This window comes from Noviherbaspirillum aerium (assembly GCF_008929045.1).
Classification (GTDB): domain Bacteria; phylum Pseudomonadota; class Gammaproteobacteria; order Burkholderiales; family Burkholderiaceae_D; genus Noviherbaspirillum; species Noviherbaspirillum aerium.
The window spans coordinates 97,886-111,554 of sequence record NZ_VFAH01000013.1; the positions used below are offsets into that span (position 1 = coordinate 97,886).

The following is a 13,669-nucleotide window of genomic DNA, read 5'->3' on the forward strand; positions in this document are numbered from 1 at the left end:
CCCTAAGCCGTGGGCCATGAGCCATGAGCCGTGAGGCGCTAACGCTGCATCGATTCCCATACCTTCTGCAGGCGCTTGACCGACACCGGCATCGGCGTGCGCAGTTCCTGGGCGAACAGCGAGACACGCAGTTCCTCCAGCAGCCAGCGGAATTCCAGCATGCGCGGATCGGTGTTCTTCTGCCTGTCCTTCTGGGCGCGCAGCCACGGCGCCGCGACCTGCGCCCACTCCGCCATGAGCCGCGCATCGCGCGCCGCATCGGCCCGCAGTTTTTCCAGCCGGATGTTGATGGCCTTCAGGTAGCGCGGGAAATGGGCAAGCTGCACGTAATCATTGTCCGCAATGAAGCGCTTGCCGACCAGCGACTGCAATTGCGACTGCATGTCGGCCGCGCTCTGCGCATGGGCCTTGGCGCCCTGCAGCTTCTTGGGCAGGGTGTAGTACTCGGCAAGGACCTGCGCCGCCAGCCGCGCGATCTCGTTGACCAGAAGGCCGATGCGCGACTTGCCTTCCTCCTTGCGGCGGTTGAACTCCTCGGCGTTCTTCGGCAGCGGGTCCTGCATGCAGGCGCGGTCCAGCGCCGCCTGGATGATCTGGTCGCGCAATTCTTCCTGCGAGCCGAGTGACATGTACTGCATGCCCATCTGCTGCAGGCCGGGCACGTTCTTTTCGAGGAACTTGATCTGTTCCCGCAACTGCAGCGCAAACAGCTTGCGCAGCCCGACATGGTGCACGCGCGCCGCTTCGGCCGGATCGTCGAAGACTTCAAGATCGCAATGCGTGCCCTTGTCGACCAGCGCCGGGAAACCGATCAGGCTTTGCCTGCCCTGCTGGATTTCCAGCAGTTCGGGCAACTCGCCGAAAGTCCATGCGCTCAGGTTCTGGTGCTCCGCCGCAGCGGTTTTCCGGGTGTCGCCGGTTGGCTTGCCTGCGGTCTTGCCCGTGTCAGGAGCGGCCACCGCCTGCAGCTGCGGCTTGTCGGCCGTACCCGCTTCCATCGCGGCCACGGCATTCCTTTCGGCGATGCGCTGGAAACTTTCCCTCGCCTGCCCGCCGAATTCCGCCTGCAGGTTCGCCAGGTTGCGGCCCATCTCGAGCTGCCTGCCATGCTCGTCGATGATCTTGAAATTCATGAAGTGATGCGCGGGCAGGGTCTCCAGCTTGAAGTCGGTGGTCTTGACGGTGACGCCGGTCTGCTCGCGCACGTCGGCGATCACCGCATCGATCAGGTTGCCCCTGCCGAACTCGGCCCGCTCGCAGAACCCTGCCGCATAATCGGGCAGCGGCACGCAATGCCGGCGCAGCTTCTGCGGCAGGGACTTGAGCAGCAGATGCACCTTTTCCTTGAGCATGCCGGGCACCAGCCAGTCGCAGCGGTCGGCCGACACCTGGTTCAATGCATACAGCGGCACGGCCAGCGTCACGCCGTCGCGCGGGCTGCCCGGCTCGAAGTGATAGCTCAGCGTCATCGGCACGCCGGCCACCTGCATGGTCTTCGGGAACAGGTCGGTGGTGACGCCCGCCGCTTCATGGCGCATCAGGTCGTCGCGGTTCAGGTGCAGCAGCTTGGGATTCTTCGCCGTCGCGTCCTTGAGCCACTTCTCGAAGCTGATGCCGGCATGGATTTCCTGCGGAATCAGCTTGTCGTAGAAGGCCGCAATCAATTCCTCGTCGACCAGCACGTCGAGGCGGCGCGACTTGTGTTCCAGGTTCTCGATCTCGCGCACCAGCTTCTGGTTATGCGCGAGGAAAGGGAAACGGGTCTCGTATTCGCCGGCCACCAGCGCGCTGCGGATGAATATCTCGCGCGCTTCCTTCGGATTGATCTGCCCGTAGTCGATGCGCCGCTGGCTGTACACCACCAGGCCATACAGCGTAGCGCGCTCGAAGGCGGACACCTGCGCGGTGCGCTTTTCCCAGCGCGGATCGCCGTAGGATTTCTTGAGCAGGTGGCCGCCGATACGCTCCAGCCATTCGGGCTGTATCTGGGCGATGCAGCGCGCATACAGCCGCGTGGTTTCCACCAGTTCGGCGCCCATGATCCAGCGCCCCGCTTTCCTGGCCAGGCTGGAGCCGGGCCAGATATGGAACCTGATGCCGCGCGCGCCGAGATAATGCGGCTCGTCGTCGGCCTTATAGCCGACGTTGCCCAAGAGGCCGGTCAGCAGCGCGGTATGCAGCTGCTCATAGGTCGCCGGCGATTCATTCATGCGCCAGCCCTGCTCCTTGACCAGCGTCAGCAGCTGGGAGTGGACGTCGCGCCATTCGCGCAGCCGAATCTGCGACAGGAAATTGGCGCGGCAGTTGTCCATCAGCTGCCGGTTGGATTTCTTGTGCTCGATGGCTTCGTCGAACCACTTCCAGATCTTGAGATAGCTGAGGAACTCGGACTTGTCGTCGGCGAATTTCTTGTGCGCGTTGTCGGCCGCATCCTGCGCCTCCATCGGGCGGTCGCGCGGGTCCTGCACCGACAGCGCGGCGGCGATGATCAGCACTTCGGAGAGCGCGGCATTGTCGCGCGCGGCGAGGATCATGCGGCCGACGCGGGGATCGAGCGGCAACTTGGCCAGCTGGCGGCCAAGCGGGGTGAGCTGGTTGTTGTCGTCGACCGCGCCCAGCTCCTGCAGCAGCTGGTAGCCGTCGGCGATCGCGCGGCCGAGCGGCGGTTCGATGAAGGGAAAGGTTTCGACATCGGTCAGCCGCAGCGCCTTCATGCGCAGGATGACCGCCGCCAGCGAGGAACGCAGGATTTCCGGATCGGTGAATTTCGGCCGCTGCAGGAAGTCCTGTTCCTCATAAAGGCGGATGCAGACGCCTGCCGCCACGCGGCCGCAGCGGCCGGCGCGCTGGTTGGCGGCGGATTGCGCGACCGGCTCGATCTGCAGCTGCTCGACCTTGTTGCGATAGCTGTAGCGCTTGACCCGCGCCAGGCCGGCATCGACCACATAGCGGATGCCGGGCACGGTCAGCGAAGTCTCGGCGACGTTGGTCGCCAGCACGATGCGCCGCGCATTCGAAGTCTTGAACACCCGCTCCTGTTCCTGCACCGACAGGCGGGCAAACAGCGGCAGGATTTCCACATGCGGCGGATGATGCTTGCGCAGCGCCTCGGCGGCATCGCGGATTTCCCGTTCGCCGGGCAGGAACACCAGCACATCGCCGGGCCCGAGACGCGCCAGCTCGTCGACCGCATCGACCACGGCATCCATCAGGTCGCGCTGCTCCTTCTGTGCCGACGAACGGCCATCCGGGCGGTCGGGCTTTTCCGCGGGCTCCACCGGCCGGTAACGGATTTCCACCGGATACAGGCGGCCCGACACCTCGATCACCGGCGCCAGCTTGTCGCCGCGCGCGAAATGACGGGCGAAGCGCTCGGCATCGATGGTCGCGGAGGTAATGATGAGCTTGAGATCGGGGCGGCGCGGCAGCAGCTGCTTGAGGTAGCCGAGCAGAAAGTCGATGTTCAGGCTGCGCTCATGCGCCTCGTCGATGATGATGGTGTCGTACTGCCGCAGCAGCGGATCGGTCTGCGTCTCGGCCAGCAGGATGCCGTCGGTCATCAGCTTGACCGACGCGCCCCTCGACAGGGTATCGGTGAAACGCACCTTGAAGCCGACATGCTCGCCCAGCGGCGAACCCAGTTCCTGGGCGATGCGCTTGGCGGTGGATGACGCCGCGATCCGGCGCGGCTGGGTGTGGCCGATCAGTCCGGCCTGGCCGCGGCCGAGTTCAAGGCAGATCTTGGGGAGCTGCGTGGTCTTGCCGGAACCGGTCTCGCCGGAAACGATGATGACCTGGTTGGCGCGCAAGGCATCCGCGATTTCCTGGCGCCGGCCGGAAACCGGCAGCTCTTCGGGAAAGATAATCGGCGGCAATGGATTGCGGACGACCGGCTCGGGCGCAGCCTTGGGCTGCTGTTGCCTCGGCCTGCCGTTGTCGCGCGGATTCTGCTGTCTTTGCGAATCCTGCGGCGTCTGCGGCGTCTGCGGCGTCTGTGGCCTATGCGGCCTCTCCGGCTGCACCGGCTTTTGCGTTGGCCTTGGGGTTTTTTCCGTCTTTTCCGCCTGTTGCGCGGTGCCCGCATCGGGCGCGGGTTTCTGTAATTGTTCTGGAGCTGACATATCGGGGGAATTATACAGAGGCGGCCTTACCGGACCTCAAGGAAGGCCGGCTCTGCCGGACCGGCTGCGGGGAAGCTCTGTATATAATGCGCATCATGGAAAATCCAATACAGTTTGTGCAATGGTTGCGCTCGGTGGCGCCGTATATTCACGCGTTCCGCGGCAAGACCTTCGTCGTGGCGTTTCCCGGCGAACTGGTGATGGCCGGCGCCCTGCCCGTGCTGGCGCAGGACCTGTCCCTGCTGCATGCGCTCGGCATCAAGGTCGTGATCGTGCATGGTTCCCGCCCGCAGGTCGAGGAACAGCTCGCCTTGCGCAACCTGACCGCCCGCTACCACAACGGCCTGCGCATCACCGACGCGCCGGCGATGGAATGCGTGAAGGAAGCCGCCGGCGAGCTGCGCCTCGATATCGAGGCCGCTTTCAGCCAGGGCCTGCCGAACACGCCGATGGCGCATGCGGCGATCCGCATCATTTCCGGCAACTTCGTGACCGCCCGGCCGATCGGCGTCATCGATGGCGTCGACCTGGAATTCACCGGGGTGGCGCGCAAGATTGCCTATGAGACCATCCATCCGATATTAAGTGCCGGCGGCCTGGTATTGCTGTCGCCGCTGGGCTTTTCCCCGACCGGCGAAGCCTTCAACCTGACCATGGAAGACGTGGCCGTATCGGCTGCGACCGCGCTGCGCGCCGACAAGCTGATTTTCATCACCGAAACGCCGATGATGACCGATGCCGAAGGCCGCGACATCCGCGAGCTGACGGCGGCGCAGGCCGACGTCCTGCTCAAGGCCAGCGTCTTGCCGCCGGACACGGCTTTCTACCTGCGCCATTGCGTCAAGGCATCGCGCAGTGGCGTGCCGCGTTCGCATATCGTGCCCTTCGAACTCGACGGCTCGGCCATGCTGGAAATCTTTACCCATGACGGCGTCGGCACCATGGTCAGCACCGAGAACCTGGAAACCCTGCGCGAGGCGACCATTGAAGATGTGGGCGGCATCCTCAAATTGATCGAACCGCTGGAAGCCGACGGCACCCTGGTCAAGCGGGGCCGCGAGCTGATCGAACGGGAAATCGACTATTTCTCCGTGATCGAGCACGACGGCGTCATCTTCGGCTGCGCGGCGCTCTACCCGTTCCCGGCGGAAAAGATGGCCGAAATGGCTTGCCTGACCGTCAATCCGGAAGTGCAGAGCCAGGGCGACGGCGAGCGCATCCTCAAGCACATGGAAAACCGGGCGCGCGCCGCCGGGTTCACGAGACTGTTCGTACTCACGACCCGCACCGCGCACTGGTTCATGAAACGCGGCTTCGTCCCGGCAACGGTCGACGATCTGCCGAAAGACCGGCAGCACATGTATAACTGGCAGCGCAAGTCGGTGGTACTGATCAAGCAACTTTGAAAACCGCGCGTCCTCCAGCCGGAGGCGCGTTTCACACGTTTTGAATCAACAAGGAGTAGAACATGGCCCGCACGGTCCACTGCGTCAAGCTGAACAAGGAAGCCGAAGGTCTGGATTTTCCGCCGTATCCCGGCGAACTCGGCAAGAAAATTTATGAAAATGTTTCCAAGGAAGCCTGGGCCGGCTGGCTCAAGCACCAGACCATGCTGGTCAATGAAAACCGGCTGAACCTGGCGGACGCGCGCGCCCGGAAATACCTGGCCACCCAGATGGAAAACCATTTCTTCGGTTCCGGCGCCGATGCCGCGGCCGGCTACGTGCCGCCTTCCGAATAAGGCTTGCGGCATCGGCTTTCAAGGCAGCCGCCGCACGAGCGCTTGCGATGCAGATAAAAAAGCCGCTGGAGCAATTCAGCGGCTTTTTTCCATCTTCCCGGTGGCGGAGGCCAGCTATCCGGCACGGGAAGCTTGCATCAGAAACTCAGCGTCTTCACGCCTTCGGCCGTGCCGAGCAGCGCCACATCGGCGCCGCGCTGTGCAAACAGGCCGACGGTGACCACACCGACGATGTTGTTGATTTCCGCTTCCAGCTTGCTTGGATCGGTAATCCGCAGCCCGACCAGGTCGATGATCACGCAGCCGTTATCGGTCATCACCGGCTTGCCATCCTTGACCCGCAGACGCGGCTCGCCACCCAAGGTCTTGAGCTTGCGCGCCACGGCGGCCTGCGCCATGGGAATGACTTCGATCGGCAGCGGAAAGGCGCCCAGCACATCCACCAGCTTGGAGCCGTCGGCGATGCAGATGAACTGCTTCGCGACCGAAGCGACAATCTTTTCGCGCGTCAGCGCTGCGCCGCCGCCCTTGATCATCGCACCCGAAGCCGTGATTTCGTCGGCGCCGTCGATGTAGATCGACATGGCGTCGACGTCGTTCAGGTCGAGCACCGGGATGCCGTGCGAACGCAGGCGATCCGCGGTCGCTTCGGAAGAGGCCACCGCACCCTTGACGCGATCCTTGATCTTGCCGAGTTCATCGATGAAGAAATTGGCCGTGGAACCGGTGCCGACGCCGATGATTTCGCCGGTGGGGACATAGTCGATGGCAGCGCGCGCGACTGCTTGCTTGAGTTCGTCTTGGGTCATGGTGCATTGCATGAAAAATCGGAGGACGTATTTTAAGCGCTCCGGTCCCGCACTTTAGGTTTTTTCTACTAAACCATGAGTGGCGTAGGGGTTTCAGATGTTAAACTTGCTATAGAGCACTAATTTGACGTCAGACCGTTTTAAAGTGATGCAAACATGACAACCGTACTCGTGGTGGACGACAGCCGCATCTCCCGCATGCTCTCAAGGCAGTTTCTTCTCCAGAAACAGCCGACCTGGACCATTGCCGAGGCCGCAAGCGGTGAAGAGGCGATCGCGAGGCTCGATAACGTGACGCCTGACCTGGTGCTGCTCGACCTGAACATGCCCGGCATGGGCGGCCTGGCGGCGGTCGGCCAGATACAGGCGAAGTGCCCGAGCGCGCGCATTACCCTGCTGACGGCCAATGTGCAGGACGCAATCCGCGAAAAGGCCGAATCCCTGGGAATCGGTTTTGCAGCCAAGCCGATCACCGAGGATCGCATCGAGCAGATCATCGCCGAATTCGGGAAATAGCATGTTCCAGCTCACCGAGCTTCAGCACGACGCTCTCGTCGAGATCTTCAACATTGGTGTCGGCCAGGCGGCGGCGGCAATGAGCCGCATCGTGAATGAGGAAGTCACGATGTCGGTGCCGCTGATCAGCTTCCAGAGCCGCTCCGAGGTGGCGCATACGCTTGGCAGCCGGGAAGGACGCCGGATCTGCGCGATTGCCCAGCAATTCAGCGGCGCCTTCAACACCGAAGCCTTTCTCATGTTCCCCGAAGAGAAGAGCCTGGAGATCGTGCGCCTGATGGTGGGCCAGAGCCTTTCGCTCGAAGAATTGAGCGAAATGGAACAGGAAGCGATGAGCGAGATCGGCAATATCATCCTCAATTCCTGCATGGCGACGCTGGCCAATGCCTCCGGACGGGAATTGCAGGGATCGCTGCCGATGTACCATGTCGGCACCGGCGACGACATCCTCGGCCAGTCAGGCAAGCAATGGGACGGCGTGGTCATGACCTTGAAGATCGATTTCAACATCGAGCGGCACCATATCTACGGCTACGTCGCCTTCCTGCTCGATCTGCCGGCACTGCAGGACCTCACGCAATACATCGACAGTTACCTGGCCAGCCTGACCGGCTAGCGGTGCGAGTTGGAATTCTGTTGAAGGCAAACGTGGCGACATCATCCATGCAAAGCTTGCTTGAAGGAGTGCTGAAGGCGGTACGGACCGGCATCATCGTGCTCGATGCAGAGGAGCGTATCGTCCTCTGGAACGAGTGGGTGGAGCAGCATTCCCGCCTGCCGTCGCAGCTTGTCCTCGGCAAGACCTTCAGCGAAGCGCTGCCCGACATGGTTAGGGGGCGCACCCATGTCGCAATCGAAGCGGCACTGCGGAACAACCTTGCATCGCTGCTTTCCCAGACACTGAACAAGGCGCCCTTCCCGCTGTTCGCCAATCCGGCGGATGCGGCAAGCGGCGCGCGCATGCAGCAGGCGGTTCATGTGATGCCGCTGCAGGTGCCGCCGGGACGACACTGCCTGGTGCAGATCACCGATGTCAGCACGGCGGTGGCGCGCGAGCGCAAGCTGCGTGAAATGGCGGTGGAACTCGAATCGCAAACCCTGGTTGACGGCTTGACCGGCATCGCCAACCGCCGCCGTTTCGACCTGCACCTTGAAGATGAATTCCGACGCGCCAAGCGCAATGTCGCACCGATCTCCCTGCTCATGATCGACGTCGACTCCTTCAAGGATTACAACGACAACTACGGCCACCAGCGCGGCGATGACTGCCTGGTGCAGATTGCCGGCGCACTGACCCGCGTGCTCAACCGCGCGCGCGATCTGGTGGCGCGCTACGGCGGCGAGGAATTCACCGTGGTGCTTCCCGATACCGACAAAGATGGCGCGCTGCAGGTAGCGGAAGCGATGCGTGCCGAGGTCGAGGCGCTGGCGGTCGAACATGCCTTTTCCGGCGTCTCGCGCCACGTCACGATCAGCCTCGGCGTCAGCACGCTGGTGCCGGAGCTATCGACCACGACGGGGAGCCTGATCCATGCCGCCGACCGGGCGCTCTATCAGGCCAAGCGGGCCGGCAGGAACCGCGTTGCCGTCTACCTGGACAGCAAGCTGAGTTAACCGGCTAGCTGGCTTAGCTGGGCTCGATGACTTGATTTCGCTTTTTTACTTTTACGGTAGCGATACGCCAGTCTGGATACTCCCCTTTGTATTCAGCCGGGGAGACAGAGGAAACTCGCTGCGCCCATTGCCTCTGCGAGGCTTGGTGGCACAGACATGAAGGACATCCGCCCCTCTTCACGGGGGCCGCCAGGCGGGGATGGGTTTCCTCTGATTCCGTTGAAGCCGCTCCGCTGCGCGACGCGGCCATCAGGTCACGGAAGCGCAACGCTCTCAATACACGCCAATACGCGCGCCGGCTTCCCTACACTCCCGCAGCCTGCATGCTCCAAGGCGGACAAAGCGAGCACCTGCACGACATCCTGAAACCCGCCTTCGCCGGATTGCTACTTCCGCAAACCGCTGGCCGCAGCCGCCAGTTCGGTAATCATCTGCCAGTCGCCATTCTTCAGCGCTTCCTTCGGCGTCAGCCAGGAACCGCCGACGCAAGCGACGTTCTTGCACTCCAGGAACTTCGCGGCGGTTTCCTGCGAAATGCCGCCGGTCGGGCAGAAGGTCACATCGGGCAGCGGACCGGCAATCGCGTTGAGCATGCCGACACCGCCCGCCGGAACCGCGGGAAACAGCTTGAGCTGGCGGAATCCGGCTTCGCGCGCCGCCATCACTTCGGACGGCGACATGACGCCGGGCAGCAGCGGCAAGCCGCTTGTTTTCGCGGCTTCAATCAGGCTGGGCGTCAGTCCGGGCGAGACGCCGAATACCGCACCCGCCTCCCGAGCGGCGCGAAATTCTTCCGGCTGGGTCAGGGTTCCGACCCCGACGATCGCACCGGGTACCTGCTCTGCCATGGCGCGAATGGCGGGCAAGCCGTGTTCGGTCCGCAGGGTGACTTCCAGTACCCGGATACCGCCGGCAACGAGTGCCTTGGCCAGCGGTACGGCGTGGTCGAGATTGTCGATGGCAATGACCGGAATGACCGGCGAGGTGCGCATGATGTCGAGCAGAGTCATGATTATTGGCGTGTGATGAGTGAGTCTTCGTCGGAATAATTGACGGCTTGCGGTGTGGCCAGGGTGTTGTGCTGCTCTTCGGGAAGATGCAGCGCCGGCGGCAGGCCGAAGGTGGCCGCACCCTCTTCCGCGGCGCTGACGCCATTGCGGAACAGGGCGAACAGTTCACGCCCCATGCCAACCTGGCTGGCCGACAGGTCGGCGGCTTCGATGTCGCGGCGATCCCATTCCTCTTGCGGAACCAGCGCCTGCAGCGTGCCGGTTTCGGCGTCGAGACGGATGACGTCGCCGGTACGCACCTTGCCCAGCGGTCCGCCGGCAAGCACCTCCGGCGATACATGGATGGCGGCCGGAACCTTGCCCGACGCACCGGACATGCGGCCGTCCGTCACGAGTGCGACGCGGCGCCCGGCATCCTGCAGGTTGGCCAGCGCCGGCGTCATCGCATGCAGTTCCGGCATGCCGTTGGCACGCGGCCCCTGGTAGCGAACGACGGCAACGAAGTCGCGATCAAGCTGGCCCGCCTTGTAGGCCTCCATCAACTCTTCCTGCGAATTGAAAACGATGGCAGGCGCTTCAACGATGCGATGCTGCGGCTTGACCGCGGACACCTTGATCACCGCGCGCCCGAGATTGCCCGACATCAGGCGCAGGCCTCCGTCGGGAGAAAATGGCTCGCTGGCCGTGCGCAGCACCTTGTCATCGCCGCTCTTTTCAGCGGCAGGACGCCAGACTACCGAATCGCCTTCGAGGAAGGGTTCGGTGCAGTGGGCGCGCAAGCCTTGTCCGAGGATGGTGGTCACGTCGTCGTGCAGCAGGCCGGCGTCGAGCAGTTCGCGGATCACGAAACCGGTGCCGCCGGCCGCATGGAAATGGTTGACGTCCGCATCGCCGTTGGGATAGATGCGTGCCAGCAGCGGCACCACGCCGGACAGTTCGTCGAAGTCGTTCCAGTCGATGACGATGCCGGCGGCGCGTGCCATCGCCACCAGGTGCAGCGTATGGTTGGTGGAGCCGCCGGTGGCCAGCAGGGCCACGATCGCATTGGCGATGGACTTTTCATCGACCACGCGGCCGACCGGGATATAGGTCCCGCCCTGCTCGCTGATTTCCACCGCCCGGCGTGCCGCAGCCGCGGTCAGGGCATCGCGCAGCGGCGTGCCGGGAGTGATGAAGGCGGTACCCGGAAGGTGCAGTCCCATGACTTCCATCAGCATCTGGTTGCTGTTGGCGGTGCCGTAGAAGGTACAGGTGCCGGCGCTGTGATAGGACTGCGATTCCGATTCGAGCAGCGCTTCGCGCCCCACCTTGCCTTGCGCATACAGCTGGCGCGTCTTGGCCTTTTCGGCATTGGAGATGCCGGTGGTCATCGGGCCGGCCGGAATGAAGACCGCCGGCAGGTGGCCGAAGTGCAGCGCGCCGATCAGCAGGCCGGGCACGATCTTGTCGCATACGCCAAGATAGACCGCCGCGTCGAACATATTGTGCGACAGGGCGATCGCGGTGGCCATTGCAATGGCGTCGCGCGAAAACAGCGACAATTCCATGCCGGGCTGGCCCTGGGTGACGCCGTCGCACATCGCCGGCGTGCCGCCCGCGAATTGCGCAACCGCGCCGGCGGCGCGCACGGCCTCCTTGATGATGTGAGGGAAATGCTCGAAGGGCTGGTGCGCCGAGAGCATGTCGTTATACGCTGAAACGATGGCCACGGACGGCGCCTTCACCTGCTTCAGCATGAGCTTGTCGTTGGCGGGAAACGCCGCGAAACCATGCGCGAGGTTGGTACAGGCCAATGCGCCGCGATGCACGCCCTTCTGGCGGGCCGCTTCGATTCTGGCGAGGTATGATGCGCGATACGGCGCGCTGCGCTGGATGATGCGGCGGGTGACCGCGTCAAGTACGGGATGTACGGATTGAAGTGACATATTCGAATTCCACTGTGTTTTTGAAATTTTACTACAAAATTTCTTGCCGCGCTGCCGGTTCGATCGAAGGCCCGCCCCTCCCCTGGAAAACCACTGCAGGCGACCAACACGCACTTTCGAAGGACGTCACTGAGAAAACTCAAGGGCCAGTTGAGTACTTGGCAATTCTGTAGTGAATTTACCAAAAAGTATTGTATAGTTGGACGCCACGATTCCTTCAGCTCTTTGTTTGCCTCGGACCGCCCATGCATCAGAACGCACTTACGGAAACTCCCGCATTTCAAGCATTGATCCGCCATCAGGCCGAAGCCGGCCAATGGCAGCTGCGCGACCTCTTCTCACGCCAGCAAGACCGCTTTTCCCGCTACTCCGTCGAAGCGGCGGGCCTTTTCCTCGACTACTCGAAGAACCGCATCGACGACACCACGCTGTCGCTGCTGATGGATCTCGCCAGGGAGCGAGGCGTCGAAGCGCGCCGCGACGCGATGTTCAGCGGGGAAAGAATCAACAATACGGAAAACCGCTCCGTGCTGCACACCGCACTGCGGGCGCCGCGCAGCAGCCGGCTGATCGTCAATGGACAAGATGCTGTTGCGGAGGTTCATGCGGTGCTCGATCGCATGGCGGCATTCGTCGAACGGGTGCGTTCCGGGCAATGGCGCGGACGCAGCGGCAAGACCATGACCGATGTGGTCAATATCGGCATCGGCGGTTCCGATCTCGGCCCGGAGATGGTGTGCCGCGCGCTGCGCTCCTTCGCGCACCCTGGTCTGTCCTTTCATTTCGTTGCCAATGTCGACGGCCATGACCTCGATGCCGTGTTGTCGAAGCTCAATCCCGAGACAACGCTGTTCATTGTTGCATCGAAGACCTTCACCACGCGGGAAACCATGATGAATGCGCAGTCCGCCCGCGCATGGTTCCTGAAAACCGGCAGCGAGGCCGAGCTGGCGAAACATTTCGTCGCGGTATCGACCAATACGGATGCGGTCCGCGGTTTCGGCATTGACCCCGACAACATGTTTCCTTTCTGGGACTGGGTCGGCGGCCGCTACTCCGTCTGGTCGGCGATCGGTCTGCCGGTCGCGCTGGCGGTCGGCTTCGACAATTTCCGCCAGTTCCTCGACGGCGCCCATGCGATGGACCGGCATTTCCAGAGCGCGCCGCTGGAAAGCAACATGCCGGTACTGCTGGCGATGATAGGCATCTGGTATCGCAATGTCTTCCATAGCGGCTCCATCTCGATCGCGCCCTACCACCAGGATCTCGGCCAGTTCGCCGCCTACCTCCAGCAGCTCGACATGGAGAGCAACGGCAAGCGCGTTTCCCGTTCCGGCCAGGCGCTGCAGGAGGAGACCGGCCCGGTGGTCTGGGGCGATGTCGGCACCAACGGCCAGCATGCCTATTTCCAGCTGCTGCACCAGGGCACCGACATCGTCCCGGTTGATTTCATTGCCGCATTGAAGCCGACGCACGCCCTTCCCGGCCATCATGCGGTGCTGCTCGCCAACTGCTTCGCCCAGTCGGAAGCCTTCATGCTCGGCAAGAATGCCGACGAAGTGCGCGCCGAACTGAAGGCGCAGAACCTGCCCGAAGAACAGATTGCCGCGCTGCTGCCGCACAAGGTCTTCCCCGGCAACCGCCCGAGCAATACCATCCTGATGGAATCGCTGACGCCGGCCACGCTCGGCGCGCTGATCGCACTCTACGAACACAAGGTGTTCGTCCAGGGCGTGATCTGGGACATCAACAGTTTTGACCAGTGGGGCGTGGAGCTCGGCAAGGTGCTGGCCAAGAATATCGAACCGGAAATCAACGGCGCTCCGCGGCCGGAGGCGCATGACAGCTCGACCAACGGCCTGATCGCGCGCGCGCGGGCGGCATTGTCGCCCTTGTCATCATGATGGCGCCCTGACGGCGGCAAGGCGCATGT

The 13,669-nt window shown here is 63.0% G+C and carries 10 protein-coding genes; 6 read left to right on the plus strand and 4 right to left on the minus strand.

Annotated features, from left to right (window positions below; all coding sequences use genetic code 11):
* Positions 1 to 38: 38 nt before the first annotated feature.
* Positions 39 to 4,121, minus strand: coding sequence for an ATP-dependent RNA helicase HrpA (hrpA, locus tag FH061_RS18425; protein WP_151637299.1), 4,083 nt, complete (start codon positions 4,119 to 4,121; stop codon positions 39 to 41).
* 95 nt (positions 4,122 to 4,216) lie between these two features.
* On the opposite strand from hrpA, the gene argA reads away from it, so the two are divergent.
* Positions 4,217 to 5,527, plus strand: a complete 1,311-nt coding sequence (argA, locus tag FH061_RS18430) for an amino-acid N-acetyltransferase (protein ID WP_151637300.1) — start codon at positions 4,217 to 4,219, stop codon at positions 5,525 to 5,527.
* A gap of 62 nt (positions 5,528 to 5,589) precedes the next feature.
* Positions 5,590 to 5,862: an oxidative damage protection protein gene (locus FH061_RS18435; protein WP_151637301.1), complete on the plus strand. Its 273-nt coding sequence runs from the start codon at positions 5,590 to 5,592 to the stop codon at positions 5,860 to 5,862.
* A 137-nt stretch (positions 5,863 to 5,999) separates the two neighbouring features.
* Here FH061_RS18435 and rpiA read toward each other — a convergent pair whose 3' ends face one another.
* Complete coding sequence (gene rpiA / locus FH061_RS18440; RefSeq protein WP_151637302.1) at positions 6,000 to 6,671, minus strand: ribose-5-phosphate isomerase RpiA; 672 nt, start codon at positions 6,669 to 6,671, stop codon at positions 6,000 to 6,002.
* Between the two features lie 156 nt (positions 6,672 to 6,827).
* On the opposite strand from rpiA, the gene FH061_RS18445 reads away from it, so the two are divergent.
* The 3 genes from FH061_RS18445 to FH061_RS18455 are packed head-to-tail and all read left to right on the plus strand — an operon-like array spanning position 6,828 to position 8,801.
* A complete protein-coding gene (locus FH061_RS18445) occupies positions 6,828 to 7,187 on the plus strand; it encodes a response regulator (protein WP_151637303.1) in 360 nt (119 codons plus the stop codon).
* A 1-nt stretch (position 7,188) separates the two neighbouring features.
* The gene (locus FH061_RS18450; protein WP_151637304.1) at positions 7,189 to 7,803 is read left to right on the plus strand and encodes a chemotaxis protein CheX; all 615 of its coding nucleotides are present in this window, start codon (positions 7,189 to 7,191) and stop codon (positions 7,801 to 7,803) included.
* 47 nt (positions 7,804 to 7,850) lie between these two features.
* Positions 7,851 to 8,801, plus strand: a complete 951-nt coding sequence (locus FH061_RS18455) for a diguanylate cyclase (RefSeq protein WP_151637305.1) — start codon at positions 7,851 to 7,853, stop codon at positions 8,799 to 8,801.
* A gap of 386 nt (positions 8,802 to 9,187) precedes the next feature.
* Here FH061_RS18455 and FH061_RS18460 read toward each other — a convergent pair whose 3' ends face one another.
* Both FH061_RS18460 and edd read right to left on the minus strand, forming a co-directional pair.
* Positions 9,188 to 9,811, minus strand: coding sequence for a bifunctional 4-hydroxy-2-oxoglutarate aldolase/2-dehydro-3-deoxy-phosphogluconate aldolase (locus tag FH061_RS18460; protein WP_192805130.1), 624 nt, complete (start codon positions 9,809 to 9,811; stop codon positions 9,188 to 9,190).
* Positions 9,812 to 9,813: 2 nt separating this feature from the next.
* The gene (gene edd / locus FH061_RS18465) at positions 9,814 to 11,736 is read right to left on the minus strand and encodes a phosphogluconate dehydratase (protein ID WP_151637307.1); all 1,923 of its coding nucleotides are present in this window, start codon (positions 11,734 to 11,736) and stop codon (positions 9,814 to 9,816) included.
* Positions 11,737 to 11,981: 245 nt separating this feature from the next.
* Here edd and pgi point away from each other — a divergent pair, with 245 nt between their 5' ends.
* Positions 11,982 to 13,640 carry a glucose-6-phosphate isomerase gene (gene pgi / locus FH061_RS18470; RefSeq protein ID WP_151637308.1) on the plus strand — a complete coding sequence of 553 codons (1,659 nt, stop codon included), beginning with the start codon at positions 11,982 to 11,984 and terminating at the stop codon, positions 13,638 to 13,640.
* The last annotated feature ends 29 nt before the right edge of the window (positions 13,641 to 13,669 follow it).

Bases quoted from the DNA above. Each gene is read 5' to 3' on its own strand.
- hrpA (WP_151637299.1), bottom strand. From the start codon at position 4,121: ATGTCAGCTCCAGAACAATTACAGAAACCCGCGCCCGATGCGGGCACC.
- argA (WP_151637300.1), top strand. From the start codon at position 4,217: ATGGAAAATCCAATACAGTTTGTGCAATGGTTGCGCTCGGTGGCGCCG.
- FH061_RS18435 (WP_151637301.1), top strand. From the start codon at position 5,590: ATGGCCCGCACGGTCCACTGCGTCAAGCTGAACAAGGAAGCCGAAGGT.
- rpiA (WP_151637302.1), bottom strand. From the start codon at position 6,671: ATGACCCAAGACGAACTCAAGCAAGCAGTCGCGCGCGCTGCCATCGAC.
- FH061_RS18445 (WP_151637303.1), top strand. From the start codon at position 6,828: ATGACAACCGTACTCGTGGTGGACGACAGCCGCATCTCCCGCATGCTC.
- FH061_RS18450 (WP_151637304.1), top strand. From the start codon at position 7,189: ATGTTCCAGCTCACCGAGCTTCAGCACGACGCTCTCGTCGAGATCTTC.
- FH061_RS18455 (WP_151637305.1), top strand. From the start codon at position 7,851: ATGCAAAGCTTGCTTGAAGGAGTGCTGAAGGCGGTACGGACCGGCATC.
- FH061_RS18460 (WP_192805130.1), bottom strand. From the start codon at position 9,811: ATGACTCTGCTCGACATCATGCGCACCTCGCCGGTCATTCCGGTCATT.
- edd (WP_151637307.1), bottom strand. From the start codon at position 11,736: ATGTCACTTCAATCCGTACATCCCGTACTTGACGCGGTCACCCGCCGC.
- pgi (WP_151637308.1), top strand. From the start codon at position 11,982: ATGCATCAGAACGCACTTACGGAAACTCCCGCATTTCAAGCATTGATC.